Source organism: Microbacterium sp. AZCO, from assembly GCF_039614715.1.
Classification (GTDB): Bacteria; Actinomycetota; Actinomycetes; order Actinomycetales; family Microbacteriaceae; genus Microbacterium.
In genome coordinates, this window is record NZ_CP154857.1 from 1,647,371 (window position 1) to 1,665,716 (window position 18,346).

Here is an 18,346-nt window from a genome sequence, read left to right on the forward strand (position 1 = left end):
GTCGGCTATGCGGCGTTGCGCTCGTCGACCGGCCTCGCGCAGGTCGGCCGGATAGGCTCGTTCTCCATGGCCATCGGCGCGACTGTCCACACGTTCACCGTGCAGCTGGCGGACGTCGATCGCGCGGTCTACGACGAGCTGACGCTCCGCGTGGCGCGGCATCCCTCTGAGACGGACGCCTTCATGCTCACCCGCGTGCTCGCGTACTGCCTCGAGTACGAGGAGGGCATCGCCTTCAGCGAGGGCCTCTCGGCGACGGACGAGCCCGCCGTGTACGTGCGCGATCTGACCGGCGCCCTGACCGCGTGGGTCGAAGTGGGCGCTCCGGATGCCGCGCGCCTCCATGCCGGGAGCCTCGCGGCCGACCGGGTCGCCGTGTACACGCAGCGAGACCCTGCGAAGGTGGCGGCGCCGTGGGCCGGCAAGAAGATCCACCGCGGCGAGGAGATCCCGCTCTACAGCTTCGACCCCGGATTCATCGACTCCGCCATCGCTCCGCTCGAGCGGCGCAACACGATGACCGTGTCGGTGATCGAGCGTCGGCTCTACCTCGAGCTGAACGGCGCGACGTTCGAGTCGGACATCCACGAGCAGCGGGCGGCCTGACGAGCCGGCGGCGGCGCGGTGCGTCGGGGCCGGCAGCGCGGTGCGTGAGCGCCGCCGGGCGCGGTGCGTGAGCAGCGCCGGGCGCGTCGCGTGGGCACCGCGAACCGATAGCGTCGGTGGGTGGGCGAGGCTCGCCCGGCGAGGAGAGCGCGATGGAGCACTTCGACACGATCGTCGTCGGAGCGGGGGTGTCCGGGCTCACCGCGGCTCGACTGCTCACGCGAGGCGGGCAGCGAGTCGCCGTGCTCGAGGCGCGGGATCGCGTGGGCGGCCGTGTCTGGACGGTGCGGCACGAGGGGCACATCACCGATCTCGGGGCATCCTGGATCCACGGCATCACGGACAGCCCCGTCGCCGCGGCCGCGGAGGCGTTCGGCATGCCGACCGTCGAGTTCACGGTGGGCGGGTATCAGCCCGACAGCCGACCCATCGCCTACTACGGTCCCGACGGGCGGCGATTGACGGATGCCGAGGCCCAGGCATTCATCGACGACATCCACGCCGTCGACGAGGCGCTGCTCTCCGTCGTCGCGGACTCGGATCGGGATGCCTCCTACCGCGACGTTACCGAGGGTGCCCTCGCACGGCAGGGGTGGGATCCCGAGCGGGTCGAGCGCGTGCGCGAGTACCTCGAGCACCGGTCGGAAGAGCAGTACGGCGCCTGGATCGAGGATCTCGCGGCGCATGGGCTCGACGACGACTCGATCGACGGCGACGAGGTCGTCTTCCCGGAGGGGTACGACCGCCTGCCCGCGCGGCTCGCCGACGGTCTCGACGTCCGCCTCACGCACGAGGTCTCGAGGGTCGCGTGGTCCCAGGACAGCGTGGTCGTGCGAAGCAGCCGCGGAGACTTCTCCGCAGACGCGGTCGTCGTGACTGTGCCCGTCGGCGTGCTGCAGTCCCCCGATTTCGTCATCGACCCGCCGCTCCCCGAGCCGGTCAGCGGCGCGCTGAACAGGCTGCGGATGAACGCATTCGAGAAGGTCGTGCTGAGATTCCCCTCGAAGTTCTGGGATGACGGCGTCTACGCGATCCGGCAGCAGGGACCGGAGGGCCGGTGGTGGCACTCCTGGTACGACCTCACCGCGCTGCACGGCGAACCGACCCTGCTCACCTTCGCGGCCGGTCCGGCTGCCGTCGAAACGCGGGACTGGAGCGAGGAGGAGATCGCGGAGTCGGTGGTCGCACAGCTGCGGCGCCTCTATCCGGACCGTGTCGAAGCACCGACGCACATCATCGTCTCGGACTGGCAGGACGATCCGCTCTCGCACGGCTCCTACGCGTATATGACCGTCGGCTCGACGACGACCGATCACGACGACCTCGCGACGCCCGTCGGGGGCGTGCTGCACCTCGCGGGCGAGGCGACGTGGACCGACGACCCCGCGACGGTCTCCGCCGCGATGCTCTCGGGCCACCGCGCGGCCGAGCGCATCCTGCGTCGCGGCATCCCGATCCACGAGCTCTGGAGCTGACCGCGCAGACGAGAAGAGCTCGAGCATCTTCCGAGGCTCGAGCCCTTCTGAGTGACAGCGGCGAGTGGAGATGGGGGGAATCGAATTCGAGCTTGGGCATTGGATCGACCGACTTTCGGGCGCGAATCCCTTGAAATTACGGGCCAGAAGGCCTCATGCGTCAACAAGAATATGCATTGAAAGTCGCCCACAAACACACCAAATGTGGGCGATTCGTGGGCGATCCCGCGCCGCTTGGGGGGCCGTTCGTAGCGACGATCACGAGGTGACCGGGGCGCCGACTGGCGCGCGCGCCGTCTCGCCCGAAGGGGTCTCGACACGATGATCGTACGCCCCGCGGCTTGGCTTCTCATCCCTGCAGCCGTCCAGCCGCGAGTGAACGCGTTACATGCCCAGTGATGGCCCGCTTGGCCGTGAGGGTCCGGTGTGTGGGCGACGCCAGTCATGCTGGAACGGGTCGACGGCCGGTGCTCGGCGCGGTTCCTGAATGCGGACTTCGGGTGCGAGACCCTCGTCGCGTGCGCGCGTCATGATGCGCGTCGCGGTGCTCTGGCTGATCTTCAGGGTGTCGGATACGAGCTTGAGCGGCGGGTAGCTGAGGGCCGTGGCGACACGGTACACGGCGACAGCATCGTGCGTCGATTCGACGGCGTCGCGATCCTGGCGCTCCAGCTGCCGGCCGAGAAACTCGCGGGCTCCCAGAGTCCGGCCCTCGCCGACGTCGACCGTGACGACATCGAGGGCCGACCTGGTCATCACCCAGTGCGTGCGCACCTCACGGAGCACCTGGCTCGTGATGTCGACACCTCCCCCGGCGCGCTCGAGGCCGGCGTAGGCGACCGCGGTCCGGCCCAGTGCGGCATCCCACTCGACTCGGAGCGTGATCGTTCCGGGCACGTCCTGCTCCCCCGACACGCGTGCGTGCCACGATTGCGGCAGCGTGACACCGCTGCCGAGGTCGATGCGCTCGTCGCTGATGTCGTATGTCTGGACGTCGGCCATGAAGCCCACTATTCCACGACATTGCCGATTCGTGAAGAAAGAGTGTCGCTCCTGGCTCATCCTGTGGTACCTTGCAGCGAAGGGAGACTGACGCTCCTGGCTCATGGAAGGGGAGGGGCAATGAACCGATCACCGCAGAGCCTGGCTCTGACGATGAAGGACGCCGCGGAACTCGTCGGCGTCGACTACCGCACAATCAAACTCGGCATCGACACCGGGACGATCCCGACAGTGCAGCTCGGGCCCCGCCGGATGATCCCCCGCGCCGGGCTGCTCCGCGCCTTCGGCGTCGAAACCTCATAGCCGAATTCGTCGCGGCACGGAACGGTTGAGCACGTCCACCGACCGCGACGCAGTACTGTTTCGCCACAGCGCTCGTCGCCGCAGCATCCGGACGCCCTCAACGCGCTCCGCCGCTGGCTCCACGCCGCTGGAAGGGACCGAATCATGCCCGACTGCAACAGCCCCCTCGACCTCGACTTCGTTCTCCGCGAGGACATCAGCGACGCCGATTTCGAGATCCCGGCATCGATCGGCGCCGCTGTCGTCGACTTTCGAAATCTGACGGCCGCTGAAGCCCCCGCCGCGTGGGAATCGCTGCGCGCGTGGGTCGAGTGGTTCGCGGTCCGCTATCGGATCTCGGAGTCGATCGTCCCGGTGTGCTGGTGGAAGCACGGCGACCTCGTCGAAGAACTCTCAGCGCTCCATGCCGCCCACACGGTTGCGTTCGACCCCTCGGATAGCGGATTCGGACCGATCAGATGGCACGAACAACTCGACCTGGCGATGCCTCGCCTCCGGCACGCGTACTACAGCCAGTGCTCCCGCGGCCACAACAGCCGCACGCCCCGCACCTGGCCAAACGCCGCAGACCAGCCGGGATGAGACGCAGGGTCCAGCCGGGTTCTCCCAACGCGGCGCGCGGTCGATCAACCGCCCCGCAGGGTCCGTGTCTGAGGGGTCTCGCGGGCAGGAGAGTTCACAGGGTGCGTGGTGCCAGCGTCTGTGGCGGCGTGTATGTCAGTGCCGCTTGAGTCCACTCGCGGCGCCATTGCACCATCGCCTTCTGGTCGATCTTGGACAGCTTTGCCAGTTGCGGGATGAGACGGAACATCTCATCGACGTACCCTGGGATGTCCGTCGTGGGGCCGGCTGTCGCCTCAGCGAGGATGCGAAGCGCGAGAGCAGGATCTACGCCCTCTTTCAGAAGGGCGAGGATCTCGCGGGCATCTTTGGTTCCCTTCTCTGAACGGAAGCGGTCCAGCAGAGCTGCGAGTTTGGTGATGAAGTGCGCTTCGACGGTCAGGAGCAGCCAGGGCGGTGCAATGACGGCGTCCACGTACCGCGCCAGGGCTTCGACCTTGAGCCTCAGCCGTGACCCCAGTTGAGACTCGTGCGGGACATAGATGTCCAGATGCACGCCCTCTACCTCGCCGCGGAACTTGCGGGCCTGGTGCACCGAGTTGTCGGTGAGGTTGTCGACGACCGCGTCGAGCAGGTATCGCGAACTCGCCGTGACGATGAGGTCGATGTCATGGCTGATCTCACCGCCGACGCGCAGGTGTGTCGCCCAGCCTCCGATCAGAATCGATGGATCGAGATCATGGCCGACGTGATCCAGAACGCGGCGGATCTTCGCAGAGTCGTCCGTCGAGTCAGCCATGGGCTTCCCCAGGGGACTGTTCCCAGTCGGCGTGTTCGAAGAGTCGCGCATGGAGGGCGAGCCGGAACTCGCCGGCTTGCCACCCGGGCGTCGCAAACAGGTCGGCATACGTCTGAGCGACACTCGAGAAGCCATCGCGCCACGCGCGAGCCGCAACCCGGTCGCGCGACACAACGCGGACTTCGTCCCCGTCGGGCAGATCAACAGCGACATCCGCGTCGGCGTAGATCAGTCGAACACCCTTGTCGGCGACTGTGTTCTCCCCGCCGAGCCAGTGCACCGCGGCATCCGTTCCTCCGAATGAGATGGCCGACGGATGCTGGCCCGTCAGGTCTTGCGCGGCACTCAGTGTGCTGATCGTGACGGTGTCCCTGATCAGGTTGCGGTTCGCCGCCATGGTCAGCACGACGCGCTCCGGGCTAACGACGACGATGCCACCTCGGTGTCTTGTCTGCACGGCGCCGATGTCTACAAGCCGACCGAGGGCTTGGTGGGTACTGGAGATCGGTGCGTCAACGGCGGCAGCCAGGGTGCTCAGGTCTGGCCACTCGCGGCGACCCGCCAACGCAGCATCCGCGAGCGTCCGCCAGACGATCTCATTCGTCTTCATGGACCTATTGTTGCCCAATCTGCGAATATACGGAACCACAATCCATTTAATTACGGAACGTGGATCCGTAGATATGCGGAAGCCCCGTACACCCCCTACTGGTGCACCGTGACGCGCTCCGCCACCGATCAGAGCGAGATCCCGCCCCGTGAGGGTGATGAGCGCGGCGTGGCCCAAGACGCGGAGGCCTGTATCGCGCGCTCGCGTGCGGCCCGCTGCAGCTCCGCGTCCGCGGCGTGCATCGCGTCTTGGATGGTGAGTTCGGTGGCGCCGCGCATCATGGTGGCGCCGAGGTTGGCGATCGCCTCCTCGTCGTCGTGCGCAACGGTGATCGCGACGTTGTGATGCCGGCCTCGGGTGAGTCCGACGTAGAGTCCGGCGGCGTCGACGTCGGGCCCGACGATGGCGGCATCGGTTGTCTCGCCTTGGATGCCGTGCACGGTCGACGCGTAGGCGAGTTGCACGTGTTCGAGCGCGTAGTCGAGGCTGACGCGGCGTAGTTCGCCGCTGTCGCTGGTCGACATGAGCGTGATGCCGTCGTCGCGGATGCCGCGGACGACCCATTGCGCGCGGTTCTCGACGCCGGTGCGGGGGTCGTTGCGGCGGGTCTGCACGGAGTCGCCGACGAGGATGCGCTGCTCCCCCATCCCGAGCGCGAGCACGGTGGGGTCGAGGTCGCCGTTGTCGATGTGGTGCTGCTGGATCGCGTCGTTGATCGCGTCCGCCTCCCCGTTGGTCCCGCATACCAGCGCGACCCGCTTGCCGTGCGCGTGCGCGTGCAGGTACGCCGCAACCATCGTGTTGCGTGCGTCTTCCGTGCTGTGCACGTGTTGCACGTGCCCGCGCTCGAGCATCTCCCGCGCAACGCTCAGCGCGTCGTCTTGGTTGCGGGGGTTGCGCAGCCGGAGGGTGAGTGCACCGTACGCGGGGTCGGTGAAGCGGTGCACGGTGTGCAGTTCGACGGATGCTGTCGCGTACCGCACCGCGGATGCCATCGCCCCGACGTGTCCGACCGGGAGCGCCTGGTGGGGATCGCCGACCATCGCGACGCCGACGCGCTGTTCGAGGGCGAGGTCGACGAGCGCGGTCGCGGTGTGCAGGTCGACCATGCCCGCCTCGTCGATGACGATCCGATCCCCCCGCCGCAGCACGAACCGCGACGGCCCCGCGTAGACGACCCCGGTCACCGGGTCGGCTTCTCCCCAGGACAGTCGTGTCCAGACCTGGGCGCCGGCCGGGGTGGTGGTCCACCGGTAGCCGTGGTCGGCGAGCAGGGCGTGCAGGCTCGACGCGTCGGCACCGACCTCGCGGGACGCGACGGACGCCGCCTTCCGGGTCGGCGCGACCACCAGCATCCGCCGCCCCTGCCCCGCTAGGGCCGCGTACGCGACGCGCAGCATCGTCGTCTTTCCCGCCCCGGCGGGCCCGGTGATTGCGACGAGCCCGCCGGCGCCGGCGATCGCCCCCGCGGCCGCGAGCTGCGATCCATCCAGACCGTCAAAGCCATCCATGGATGCGGCGGCCCGACGCAGCTCGTCCGGCAGGCGTGACCGACCCGGCGTGGCGAGCGCATCCAGGCGGCCCGCGTGGCGCACCTTCAGGCGCATCGTCTCGGTCGCCATGAACGCCTTCACATGCCCAGGAATCCTGGCATCCGCCACCAGGCGCACACACTTTCCGTGCGCGCGACCGGCGATCTCTTCGATCATGACGGTCAGCTCGTCGCGGGCCGCGACCACACCTGCGCGGGAGAGGGCGCGCACGGCGCCGGCGCGGAGGTCGAACGAACTGAACCGGCCGCCCGTGCGGGTGGATCGCTCGTCGGCATCGACGACCGCCGCGTCCGCGAGCAGATCCAGGTCGAGGGCGGCGAGCGGCGTCGTGACGATGCCGACCGGCGCACGGTCGCGGATGAGCTGAGGATCGAGGCCCTTGAGTTCGTCGCGGATGGCGTCTTCCCAGGATTGCTCGTCCAGGTTGGCGGGCTTGTTCGGGCGGGATATCGCCCACGCCCGCCGGTCGATCTGCGTCAGCACCCGGATGCTCGGGCTCGCCCCGTCATGCTCAGCGGACCATTCTGCGATCAGCTTCGCGCGGTTGGCTTCGATCTGCGCCGAGCGCCGCGAGAACGGCCGCACCACCCCGGCCAGCTCCGCAACCTCACCGTCCTCGCCGATCGTGAACCCGTGCCGGGCGAGCGCGGTGACCCAGCGCGGGTCGGTGCGCGCGGCGAGCTCGCCCTCGGCGTTGATCAGGGTCTGCAGCTTCATCGCCACCCGCGAGTCCACGTTCGACCACTTCCCGTCGACACCTTGCACCTTCACGTTCAACCACAAGTGCCGGTGCGCGTGCGGGTCCAACGCCCGGGAGCGACGGTGCTGCAGCTCGACGACCTCGATCCGGGCGAGGTCCTCCCGGAGGAGCCCGGCGTGCCCGCGGCGCGCGCTCAGCTCACCCAGCCAGGTGACCAGGATCCGGTCGCGGAGGCGGTCCTGCAGCGCCTCGAACTCGGTCGCGAGCTCCGGATGCAGCAGCGCGGCGATGCTGTAGGACTTCGGGTGATTCATCGTCGCGTCCAGCAGCAGATCCGCGTCCGCACTCAACCGCTGAGGTCCGCGCTCTTCCCCCGTGACCGGGTCATGACCGGTCACCCACATGCGGAGTGCGCCTGCGGACAGTTCGTCGGCGGTGATCACCCCGTCGGTCACCACGAAGCGGGTGACGGACGCGTCGGCGGCCTTGCTGTACATCTCGAGCGCGTCGGAGCCGGTGGACGGGTGCAGGTGGGCGTCGCAGGTGCCGTTCAGCGCGTAGTCGATCGCGTGCCCGACCCCACGGGATCCGACACCCCTCTTCCACCGCTCCAACCCTCCGCGCACGCCGCCAGGCTACGACCATTTATAGCCCATAGCCAGCACTTTTTTGCGCATGCAGGTACATGCAGGGGAATGCTTCACGATGTCGCCCAGACTGACACCCCACCGAATGGTGCCTGCGTGCATCGCCTCGTCTCTCCCTCCGCTTCGGACGTCGAGCGCGCTCCGAGATGCTCGTCCGGGACTTCGACGTCTTCCTCGGGGACGCCCTCCGGCGTCCGTGATCTGTCAGTCGAGCCAGGGTGATTGGATGCCGAACGCGTCTGCGACGGAGCGGATCTCGGCGGGGGTGAGGCCCTGCCCGCTGCCGCCGGCGAGCAGGTTCATGTACTCGTACTTCGCGCCGGTCTCGGCGTACTCGACCCGGTCGACGGCGCGCAGCACCGAGATGTCGGACCGGCTCATCGTGCCGTGCTTGGACCAGAGCACGATCTCGAAGTCCCGCAGTCGTGCGACGTTTGCGTCCATCAGGGTCTGCGAGCCCGGGACCATGAAGTCCAGCACCCCGATGCCCTGCGACAGGGCGACGATCGACTCCGGCTCCCAGCGTAGGATCGCGGTGTTCATCGCCCGGTCCGAACGGTATGCGGGGATGTGGCTGAGGTAGGTCAGGTGCGGCGGCTGCGCGTGCACGACCGCGTGGAACGGCAGGTTGCGGCGGCCGATCTGGTCGTCGTGCACCCCCAGGTGCGAGTTGAACTCGCTCGTGAGTCGCTCGAACGCGCGGCGCGGAGAGGTGAGCAGTTCCGCGTGGATGCCGTCGGCCTCCACGATCACCGCGCCGACCGCAGCGGCCGGGTCGTCGGCGATCTGCCGCAGTCGGCGGCCGGAACCGGTCACCAGCAGGGTGCGGCCGGCCAGACTTGGGGCGGGCAGGGGCAGTTCGATCCGCTCGGACAGAGGAAACACGTTCCGCACCCCGGGCAGCTCGTCCACGCACACCGAGATGTTCCCGGCGCCGGCTTCGCTCGCATCGATCTCGCAGACCCGGCGCCCAGCGGCACCCATCTGCACCAGAAGCTCCTCGATTGTCGGGAGAGCGGTCGACTCCATGGTCACGTCAGTGGTCCTTTCAGAGGGTGATGGATGTGGTTGGCTGGATGGCTCTGGCGCCCCAGCCGGCTTGGGTGCCGCTGGCGCGTTCGGTTGCGATCGGGTCGATGCCCTGCTGCTCGAGCTGGGCAAGGATGTCAGAGCCTGCTCGTCGCCGCCGCTCGCGCCCCGCGGGGTGCGGCGGCGGCCGCGACCGGCGTGAGGCGCTGCAGCTGGGTGACGTGCCGGGGCTCGAGTTCGGCGAGGGTCGAGACGCCGAGGAGCTTCATCGTCCGTTCGATCTCGGTGCGCAGGATCGCGATCGTCCGATCGACGCCTTCGCGCCCGCCCGCCATGAGGCCGTACAGGTATGCCCGGCCGATCAGGGTGAACTTCGCGCCGAGCGCGATCGACGCGACGATGTCGGCGCCGTTCATGATGCCGGTGTCGACCATGACGGTCGCGTCCTTGCCGACTTCGCGCACGACCTGCGGGAGCAGGTGGAACGGGATGGGAGCGCGGTCGAGCTGGCGGCCGCCGTGGTTGGACAGGATGATCCCGTCCACGCCCGCGTCGATGAGTCGCTTCGAGTCGTGGACGTTCTGCACGCCCTTGACGACGATCTTGCCCGGCCAGATCTCGCGGATGACGGCGAGGTCGTCGTAGCTGATCGTGGGGTCCATCGCGGCGTTCAGCAGTTCCCCGACCGTGCCGCCGGTCGTGGACAGCGATGCGAACTCGAGCTTCGGGGTGGTGAGGAAGTCGTACCACCACCACGGACGCGGGATCGCGTTGATGATCGTGCCGACCGTGAGCTGCGGGGGGATCGAGAACCCGTTCCGCTTGTCGCGGAGGCGGGCGCCGGCGACCGGGGTGTCGACGGTGAACTGCAGCGTGTCGAAGCCCGCCTCGGCGGCCCGGCGGGCGAGCGCGTACGAGATCTCGCGATCGCGCATCACGTAGAGCTGGAACCAGTTGCGTCCGTGCGGGTTCGCCGCCTTCACGCCCTCGATCGAGGTCGTGCCGAGGGTCGAGAGGGTGAACGGGATGCCGGCGGCCCCGGCCGCGGATGCCCCAGCGACCTCGCCCTCGGTCTGCATCAGGCGCGTGAAGCCGGTGGGGGCGATGCCGAAGGGCAGCGCCGAGGACCCGCCGAGGATCTCCACCGAAGTGTCGACGTTCTCGGCGGGACGGAGGACGTCGGGGTGGAATTCGATGTCCTCGAACGCCTGGCGGGCGCGCGAGAGAGACAGTTCGCCCTCCGCGGCGCCGTCCGTGTAGTCGAACGCCGCCTTGGGCGTGCGGCGCTTCGCGATCGCGCGCAGGTCGTAGATCGTGAGCGCCGCGTCGAGCCGGCGCTTCTTGCCGTCGAGCTCGGGCTTCTTGAACTTCATGAGCTCGAGGAGCTCTCCGGGATTGGGCAGCTGTCGGTGAACCATAAGGGGTGGCCTCCGGACTCTTGGGGCTCCGACGATCGCGGACGCCGCAGCACTGAAACGTTTCATTCCCAAAAGTACATGCGGTCTGACCACATGTCAACCGAAAGGCCCACTGCGATGCCCAAAGCGCCGCGACCGAACTGATCATCCCCTGGTGCCACGCAATCGTGACAGGCCGGTACCCGGGACGGATGTGACGAGCGTGGGGCTCTCCGTAGCGTGGAACGCATGATCGTTGCAGAGGGCCTCACGAAGAGGTACGGAGACAAGACAGCCGTGGACGACGTGAGCTTCACGGTGCATCCCGGCAGGGTGACGGGCTTTCTCGGCCCCAATGGAGCGGGCAAGTCGACCACGATGCGGATGATCGTCGGTCTCGACCGGCCCACGGCGGGCCAGGTCACGATCGCCGGCACGTCCTACACCTCGATGCGTGCCCCGCTGACGCAGGTCGGAATCCTGCTGGATGCCAAGGCGGCGCACAAGGGGCGGTCGGCACGCACGCACCTGCGTGCGATGGCCGCCACGCACGGCATTCTTCGTTCTCGAGTCGACGAGGTCATCGAGATCGCCGGCCTCGGCAGCGTGGCGAGCAAGCGCGTCGGTGGGTTCTCGCTCGGCATGGGCCAGCGACTCGGCATCGCGAGCGCGCTGTTGGGCGACCCCCACACGCTGATCCTCGACGAACCGGTGAACGGCCTCGACCCCGAGGGCGTGCGGTGGGTGCGTGAGTTCGTCCGGCACATGGCTTCGCAGGGACGCGGCGTTCTGCTGTCGAGCCACCTCATGAGCGAGATGTCGCTGACCGCAGACCACGTGATCGTGCTGGGCCGAGGCCGTGTGCTCGCCGACGCGCCGATCGCAGACCTCGTTCATGCGTGGACGACGACGACCGTGACGGTCCGCTCCCCCCGACTCGACGACCTCGCGTCCGCACTCGCGGGCCCCGATGTCGTGGTCCGCTCGACGATGCCCGGCGTGGCCGAGATCACCGGGCTGACGCAGGAATCGATCGGCGACACCGCCGCCGATCTGGGAATTCCCCTGCACGAATTGCGCGGCGCCGCCGGATCGCTCGAGGACGCGTACATGGCGCTGACCGGTGACTCCGTCGAGTACAAGAGCAAGGAGCTGTCATGACCGCCATCACGCGAGACACATTCGTCGCCACCTCCCCCTGGCGCCTCACGTTCCTCCGTGTCGTGCGCGCCGAATGGATCAAGCTGACCTCGCTTCGTTCGACGTGGTGGTCGATCGCGAGTGTCGCCGCGCTGTCGATCGGACTTTCACTCATGATCGCTGCGGCGTCGGCGTCCCTTGATGGCGCTGGTATGCCGGCGGATGCTGTGATCCTGGCGCCGACCCAGTTCACGATGCTCCTCGCCGGCGCGCTTGGCGCGATTGCGGTCACCGGAGAGTACTCCACCGGTCAGATCCGCTCGACGCTGACCGCAGAGCCCCGCCGCGGGGCGGTGCTTCTCGCCAAGTCACTCGCCGTAGCCGCCTTCGTCGCCGTGTCGACAGCGGTGATCCTGGTGGCCGCCACACTCGCGACCGCGCCGATCCTCGGTGACGCAGCGATGGACTGGTCCGACCCGAAGGCATCACTCGTGCCCCTGGCGGCCGGTGTGCTCTCGATGACGTGCTTCGCGCTCATCGGAACCGGTATCGGGTTCGCGCTGCGCAGCGGACCGGGAGCGATCTCAGTCACCGTGGCGATCCTGTTCATCCTGCCGATCCTGCCCGGCCTCATCGCGATCGCGCCGGGTTGGGAGTGGATCATGGATGCCGGCCGGTACCTGCCCACGAACGCATCTCAGGTTTTGATGATGGGCGCGAACGACGGTGGACTGAGCGTGGGTGTGGCAGGGTCGGCACTTTTCGCGTGGACCATCGGTGCGCTCGCGCTGGGCTACGGGGTTCTCCGCATGCGCGACGCGTAGAGTCGGCCCATGTCTGTCTCCGACAGCCGCGGCTCGGATCTTCCTGTGGAACCCGAGCTGCGGCTGCCTCGCCCGCCAGGGGTGCTTCGCCGATACTGGGCGAGGCACTCGATGGTGGCGGATGCACTCATCGCGGCGCTGACCGCGGTCCTGTCGCTCGCTCCGCTCGGTGTGCAGGAGAGCAGCGACGGGACGAACGCTCTCGCGGCGACCGCGCTGGTGCTCTCGTTGATCGGATGCGCCGGACTTCTGGTCCGCCGTCGGTTCCCTGTTGCCGTATTCGCCATCGCGGCACTCGCGCAGACCGCTTCCCTGCTCACCGAGGATTCTTCGGTGTTGCTGCTCATCGGTGTCGCTGGCTTCGCCCTCTCACGCTACGCGACTCCCCGTGCCGCCTGGATCGCCTTCGGCGCCGCTTGCGCAGTGTGGGGGGCGGTCGCGCTCGTCGTCACGCTCACGACGCCGGGGACTCGAGCAGTTCTGATCGCGGGCGCGGCCGCATCGATCGGATTCGCCCTCATCGGCATGCTCATCGGACTCAACGCGAGGAGCCGGCGGAGATACCTCGACGCTCTGATCGATCTCTCGCGAAGACTCGCCGTCGAACGGGATCAGCGCGCGCAGCTCGCTGTCGCGGACGAACGAGCGCGCATCGCGCGCGAGCTGCACGACATCGTCGCCCACTCCCTCACCGTCATGGTCACCCTTGCTGAGGGGATCTCTGCGTCTGTCGACGCCGATCGCATACGAGAGGGGTCCCGAGCGATATCCGCGACGGGTCGCGACGCCCTGCGCGACATGCGCGCCACCCTCGGTGTGCTCCGCAGCACCGACGACGAAGCGCCGCTGCATCCCACGGTGCGAGACACTACCGCTGAGACCGTTGATGCTGCCCGGACCGCCGGATTCGCCGTGACCCTCACCACGTCAGGCGACCCTGCGGGAATCGACAGCGCCGTCACCCTCGCGGTCTCGCGCATCGTGCAAGAGGCGGTGACGAATGTGATGCGTCACGCCAGCGGCGCCTCCCGCATCGACGCCGCCATCGACTACGGACGCGACGCGATCGAGATACGCGTGCAGGATGACGGCGTCGCACAGGGCGCCCCGAACGGTGGCGGCTTCGGCCTGCGCGGGCTGCGGGAACGCGCCGAACTGCTCGGCGGCACATGCGAGGCTGGGCCGGTGCGGCCGCGGGGCTGGGAAGTGCGGGCGATCATCCCCCGCCCGGAGAGGAACAGAGAATGAGCGATCCCGATGCCGTGCGCATCCTGCTCGTCGACGACCAGGCGCTGATCCGCGTCGGCTTTCGCATGATGCTCGATGCCGAGCCGGGATTCGCGGTCGTCGGGGAGGCCGCAGACGGCGCACAGGCTGTGGCCGATGTCGACAGACTCCGGCCCGACGTCGTGCTCATGGACGTTCGGATGCCGGGCATGGACGGGATCGCGGCCACCGCCGAGATCGTGCGACGCTCGCCAAGCTGCCGCGTCCTCGTCCTGACGACCTTCGACCTCGACGAGTACGCCTTCGGGGCGATCCGAGCGGGAGCCGCCGGATTCCTCCTGAAGGATGCGGAGCGCGTCGAACTGATCTCCGCGATTCGAGCCGTGCACGCGGGGGAAGCCACTCTCACACCTCGCGTCACCAGGCGGATGCTCGAGCTGATGACCGAGATGCAGGAGTCCCCAGCCCGCCCCGACCTCGACGCGTTGACCGAACGGGAACAGGACGTCCTCGCAGCCATCGCCCGCGGCCTCACGAATTCGGAGATCGCGAGCGAGCTGTTCCTCAGCGAATCAACCGTGAAGACCCACGTAGGGAGAGTCCTCACCAAACTGCCCGCACGCGACCGTGTGCACGCCGTACTCATCGCGCATGGTCTCGCAACACCGGAGGCAGGTGGAGGCGACCGCTGACCCTGGCGCGGGAAGCCTCCGCGGCCTCCGGTCTCCAGCCGTCCGACTCAATGGGCGGCGAACCACCCCGCCGTGAGCTGTTCGCCGGCGCGCCCTGCGGCGCCGCTGAGTCCCATGAGGTGACCCGTCCACGGAATCGCCAGGGCCTTTACCTCGACCCCGAGCTGACGGCAACGGAGCACGTACGCGATCGGCCCCTGAGCCGGAACCAGCCAGTCGTTGGGGCCGTAGATGACCAGCGCCGGCGGGGACGCGGGCGTCAGGTGAGCGGTCGCATCGACTGCGGCGTAGCGCTCGGGGTGCTCCTCCATCGTGCCGCCCACGAGCCCGTGCACGAGTCGGCGGCCCACGCCTCCGGCCGGAACGTACCGATTCCCCTCGGCGATCGCCGGGTCGACAGCGGGGATGAGGAGGGAAATCGCGGCAATGGTCGGCAATGCCTCGGCATCCTGGCCGATCGTGTCGCCCGCCGCGAGACGATTCGCGACCAACGGAGCGAGCTGACCGCCGGCCGAGCTGCCCATCATGTAGATGTGCTCAGCCGCCCCACCGTACCGAGGCGCAAGTGTTTTGATCTCCACCAGCGCCTGCGCGATCTGTCGCGGCGCCAGATCCCAAGTAGGCAGGCCGTCCGCGGCGTAGGTGTAGCTGGGTGTGAACACGAGATAGCCGCGATCGGTCAGTTGACGAACCATCAGGGAATCGCTCGCCTCATCTCCGTCTGCCCATCCCCCGCCATGCACGTGCACGACGACGGGAGCCGGCTTGTCGGAGGGTGCCGGCTTGTAGATGCCCATCCGTGGCGAGTGGCCGTCGACGGGACCGTACGTGACCACTTCGTCGGGTCCGGCCTTGGATCCGCCAATGGGCCCGAAGAAGTCCTTCGCGCGAACCTTGACACCTACTCCAGCGAGCGCACGCCGCTGATCGACGATCACCCGGATACCGACCGGCACCGTCAGAAGGCAAAGTGTGACGGCGACGACGGCGCCCGCTGACGGTTCGATCAGCCAAGCTGCAACGGCCGCCACCGTGCCCGCCACGGCAAACCCGAGCAGCCAGCCGGGCAGGTATCCGCCGAGCGAGCCGAACAGGCCGATCCACGGCGTCTGCCAGGCGATCGTTCCGACAGCGAGCAGCAGAGCGAGCGCCATGAACACATAAGCGACCCAGATCACAGAGCACATCCTTCCGCACCGCCGCGCGTCCTCGCGAGCGATCGATTCAATAAAACCACACAGTTGGGCGCTTTTCATGTATGGTGGCCAAGTCACCGACGACCGAGACATGGAGTATCAATGACGATCGCGGCAGTAACCGCCCTCGAGGCGCAGGATCCGATCACCGAAGACCTGACTGCCGAAGCAGACCCGGTCGACTTCTACGGATACCGCGATCTGCTCACCACCGACGAGCGTGCACGCCTTGCCGCGCTTCGCGACTTCCTCGAGACCGAAGTCGCTCCGATCGCTGACGATTACTGGGAACGTGCGGAGTGCCCCCGTCACCTCTTCCGCCCGCTCGCAGACCTGGGCATGTACAGTGCCGGCTTTCCCGAGGTCGCCGAGTTCGACAACTCAGCACTGTTCCGCGGTTGGGTGAGCTACGAGATGGCGCGCGTCGACTCCTCGGTCGGCACCATGGCCGGCGTCCACAGCGGCCTCGCGATGAATGCGGTCGCACTCGGAGGATCCGACGAGCAGCGGGCCGACCTCCTCCCGAGGATGGCCCGGGGTGAGATCGTCGGAGCCTTCGGACTCACCGAGCCGTTCTCGGGCTCGGACACCGCGCGTGGGATTCGCACCACGGCTCGTCGCGACGGCGACGAGTGGGTGCTCAACGGAGCCAAACGGTGGATCGGCAACGCGACGTGGGCCGACATCGTGATCATCTGGGCGCGAGACGTCGCCGACGGCAACGTCAAGGGATTCCTCGTTGCCGGCGGAACTCCCGGATTCACCGCGACGAAGATCGAGCGCAAGCAGTCGTTGCGCGCGGTCGAGAACGCCGACATCACCCTCACCGACGTGCGTGTGCCCGAGTCATCGCGCCTGGCGCGCGTACGGTCCTTCCGCGACGTCGCCCTCATCCTGCGTCAGACCCGGTGCGACGTCGCGTGGCAGGCGCTCGGCAACGGTGTGGGCGCGTACGAGGCCGCGGTGGCGTACGCGCGTACGCGGGAGCAGTTCGGAAAGCCCATCGGCGCGAACCAGCTCGTGCAGAGCAAGCTCGTCAGCTGCCTCACCGAGATCACGGCATCCATCGCCCTGTGCACGCGTACCGCGCAACTGCAGGATGTCGGCACGCTCACCGACCAGCAGTCGGCGATGGCGAAAGCCACGGTGAGCGAGCGGATGCGTCGCGTCGTGTCACTGTGCCGCGAGATCCTCGGCGGTAACGGCATTCAGCTCGACTACGGTGTCGCGCGGCACTTCGCCGACGCCGAAGCCATCTACACGTACGAGGGCACGTACGACATGAACAACCTGATCGTTGGCCGCGAGATCACCGGCATCCCCGCCTTCGCCTGACCCGAGTACCGAAAGCACGTCACTCATGACTACTGCCATCGTCACCGGAGCCGCACGCGGCATCGGAGCAGCCACCGCCCTCCGTCTCGCCGCAGACGGCCACGACATCGCCGTGATCGACCTCGACGAGTCAGCCGCCACCGCCACCGCTGAAGAGATCAAGGCCTCGGGGCGTCGCGCCATCGCGATCGCGGCCGATGTCGCCGACGCCACGTCGGTGCAGTCCGCCGTCGAACGGGTCGTGTCGGAGCTCGGTGCCCCGGGCATCCTCGTCAACAACGCCGGTGTCCTGCGCGACAACCTGCTGTTCAAGATGAGCGAGTCCGATTGGGACACCGTCATGAACGTGCACCTGCGGGGCGCATTCCTCATGACGAAGGCGGTGCAGTCTCACATGGTGGATGCCTCGTGGGGCCGCATCGTCAACCTCTCGAGCACCTCCGCCCTGGGCAACCGGGGCCAGGCGAACTACTCGGCAGCCAAGGCCGGCATCCAGGGTTTCACCAAGACCCTGGCGATCGAGCTCGGCCGGTACGGCATTACCGCCAATGCGATCGCGCCCGGCTTCATCCAGACCGACATGACCCGCGCGACAGCGGATCGCCTCGGCGTCAGCTTCGAGCAGCTCGTCGAGGCGCAGGTCTCGCAGATCCCCGTCGCTCGCGCCGGGGTGCCCGACGACATCGCAGCCGCCGTGTCGTTCTTCTGCCGCGAAGACGCTGGCTTCATCTCCGGACAGGTGCTCTACGTCGCCGGCGGACCGAAGTCATGATCCGCGCCGCGCGTCCGCAGGATCTGCCTGACCACGTCGGCACGGCCGCGGTCGGCGAGTGGCTTCAGGTCTCGCAGGACCGTATCGACCAGTTCGCCGACGTCACCGAGGATCACCAGTGGATCCACGTCGACGCGGCACGTGCCGCCGACGGCCCGTTCGGCACCACCATCGCTCACGGACTGCTCACGCTCTCGCTGATCCCCCGACTCATCCAAGGCCTCATCGAGGTGCAGAATGTCGCGGCGGTCGTGAACTACGGCGTCGACGGCGTCCGGTTCCTCTCTCCCGTTCCCAGCGGCGCACGTGTGCGCGCCTCAACCGAACTGGCCGACGCCACCGCGACCGATCGCGGGGTGCGCGCGCGCCTCAAGGTCACCGTCGAACTGGAGGGCAGCGAGCGTCCCGCGCTCGTCGCCGAGACCATCCACCTCTTCGTCCCCGCTCCGTAATCCCACCGCATCCGCTTTTCAACGTC

18 protein-coding genes are annotated in these 18,346 nt (G+C 68.1%); 11 read left to right on the forward strand and 7 right to left on the reverse strand.

The genetic code is table 11. The annotated features are described in order from the left end of the window. Positions 1–66 precede the first annotated feature (66 nt). A complete protein-coding gene (locus AAIB33_RS07720; protein ID WP_345802958.1) occupies positions 67–606 on the forward strand; it encodes a YaeQ family protein in 540 nt (179 codons plus the stop codon). A gap of 152 nt (positions 607–758) precedes the next feature. Continuing rightward, positions 759–2,081: an NAD(P)/FAD-dependent oxidoreductase gene (locus AAIB33_RS07725; RefSeq protein ID WP_345802959.1), complete on the forward strand. Its 1,323-nt coding sequence runs from the start codon at positions 759–761 to the stop codon at positions 2,079–2,081. A gap of 384 nt (positions 2,082–2,465) precedes the next feature. Here the strand turns inward: AAIB33_RS07725 and AAIB33_RS07730 are convergent, their stop codons facing one another. Continuing rightward, a complete protein-coding gene (locus tag AAIB33_RS07730) occupies positions 2,466–3,083 on the reverse strand; it encodes a hypothetical protein (RefSeq protein ID WP_345802960.1) in 618 nt (205 codons plus the stop codon). Positions 3,084–3,203: 120 nt separating this feature from the next. On the opposite strand from AAIB33_RS07730, the gene AAIB33_RS07735 reads away from it, so the two are divergent. Both AAIB33_RS07735 and AAIB33_RS07740 read left to right on the forward strand, forming a co-directional pair. Beyond that, entirely contained in the window at positions 3,204–3,386 is a 183-nt protein-coding gene (locus AAIB33_RS07735) for a helix-turn-helix domain-containing protein (protein WP_345802961.1), read from the forward strand. 144 nt (positions 3,387–3,530) lie between these two features. Continuing rightward, positions 3,531–3,968 carry a hypothetical protein gene (locus tag AAIB33_RS07740; protein ID WP_345802962.1) on the forward strand — a complete coding sequence of 146 codons (438 nt, stop codon included), beginning with the start codon at positions 3,531–3,533 and terminating at the stop codon, positions 3,966–3,968. Positions 3,969–4,062: 94 nt separating this feature from the next. Here AAIB33_RS07740 and AAIB33_RS07745 read toward each other — a convergent pair whose 3' ends face one another. From AAIB33_RS07745 to AAIB33_RS07765, 5 genes are all read right to left on the reverse strand, one after another. After that, positions 4,063–4,746: a hypothetical protein gene (locus tag AAIB33_RS07745; RefSeq protein WP_345802963.1), complete on the reverse strand. Its 684-nt coding sequence runs from the start codon at positions 4,744–4,746 to the stop codon at positions 4,063–4,065. Next, positions 4,739–5,356 (reverse strand): hypothetical protein, encoded by a 618-nt coding sequence (locus tag AAIB33_RS07750; protein ID WP_345802964.1) that lies wholly within the window; start codon positions 5,354–5,356, stop codon positions 4,739–4,741. Before AAIB33_RS07750 ends, AAIB33_RS07745 begins: the two co-directional genes overlap by 8 nt. A 128-nt stretch (positions 5,357–5,484) precedes the next feature. Next, the gene (locus AAIB33_RS07755; protein WP_345802965.1) at positions 5,485–8,235 is read right to left on the reverse strand and encodes an AAA family ATPase; all 2,751 of its coding nucleotides are present in this window, start codon (positions 8,233–8,235) and stop codon (positions 5,485–5,487) included. 225 nt (positions 8,236–8,460) lie between these two features. After that, the gene (locus AAIB33_RS07760) at positions 8,461–9,285 is read right to left on the reverse strand and encodes a class II aldolase/adducin family protein (RefSeq protein ID WP_345803402.1); all 825 of its coding nucleotides are present in this window, start codon (positions 9,283–9,285) and stop codon (positions 8,461–8,463) included. A 137-nt stretch (positions 9,286–9,422) separates the two neighbouring features. Continuing rightward, complete coding sequence (locus tag AAIB33_RS07765; protein ID WP_345802966.1) at positions 9,423–10,703, reverse strand: alpha-hydroxy acid oxidase; 1,281 nt, start codon at positions 10,701–10,703, stop codon at positions 9,423–9,425. A gap of 228 nt (positions 10,704–10,931) precedes the next feature. Between AAIB33_RS07765 and AAIB33_RS07770 the strand changes: the two genes are divergently transcribed. From AAIB33_RS07770 to AAIB33_RS07785, 4 genes are all read left to right on the forward strand, one after another. Further along, positions 10,932–11,843, forward strand: coding sequence for an ATP-binding cassette domain-containing protein (locus tag AAIB33_RS07770; protein WP_345802967.1), 912 nt, complete (start codon positions 10,932–10,934; stop codon positions 11,841–11,843). 62 nt (positions 11,844–11,905) lie between these two features. Further along, a complete protein-coding gene (locus tag AAIB33_RS07775) occupies positions 11,906–12,646 on the forward strand; it encodes an ABC transporter permease (RefSeq protein ID WP_345802968.1) in 741 nt (246 codons plus the stop codon). Positions 12,647–12,655: 9 nt separating this feature from the next. Continuing rightward, positions 12,656–13,894 (forward strand): histidine kinase, encoded by a 1,239-nt coding sequence (locus tag AAIB33_RS07780; protein ID WP_345802969.1) that lies wholly within the window; start codon positions 12,656–12,658, stop codon positions 13,892–13,894. Then, positions 13,891–14,565: a response regulator transcription factor gene (locus AAIB33_RS07785; RefSeq protein WP_345802970.1), complete on the forward strand. Its 675-nt coding sequence runs from the start codon at positions 13,891–13,893 to the stop codon at positions 14,563–14,565. The genes AAIB33_RS07780 and AAIB33_RS07785 overlap by 4 nt, the downstream gene beginning before the upstream one ends. Before the next feature lie 47 nt (positions 14,566–14,612). Here AAIB33_RS07785 and AAIB33_RS07790 read toward each other — a convergent pair whose 3' ends face one another. Next, positions 14,613–15,743, reverse strand: a complete 1,131-nt coding sequence (locus AAIB33_RS07790) for an alpha/beta hydrolase (protein WP_345802971.1) — start codon at positions 15,741–15,743, stop codon at positions 14,613–14,615. 120 nt (positions 15,744–15,863) lie between these two features. Between AAIB33_RS07790 and AAIB33_RS07795 the strand changes: the two genes are divergently transcribed. Genes AAIB33_RS07795 through AAIB33_RS07805 form a run of 3 tightly spaced genes read left to right on the forward strand, consistent with a single transcriptional unit; the run spans position 15,864 to position 18,320 of the window. After that, entirely contained in the window at positions 15,864–17,096 is a 1,233-nt protein-coding gene (locus AAIB33_RS07795; protein ID WP_345802972.1) for an acyl-CoA dehydrogenase family protein, read from the forward strand. A gap of 25 nt (positions 17,097–17,121) precedes the next feature. After that, complete coding sequence (fabG, locus tag AAIB33_RS07800; protein ID WP_345802973.1) at positions 17,122–17,868, forward strand: 3-oxoacyl-ACP reductase FabG; 747 nt, start codon at positions 17,122–17,124, stop codon at positions 17,866–17,868. Further along, the gene (locus AAIB33_RS07805; RefSeq protein ID WP_345802974.1) at positions 17,865–18,320 is read left to right on the forward strand and encodes a MaoC family dehydratase; all 456 of its coding nucleotides are present in this window, start codon (positions 17,865–17,867) and stop codon (positions 18,318–18,320) included. Before fabG ends, AAIB33_RS07805 begins: the two co-directional genes overlap by 4 nt. Positions 18,321–18,346 lie beyond the last annotated feature (26 nt).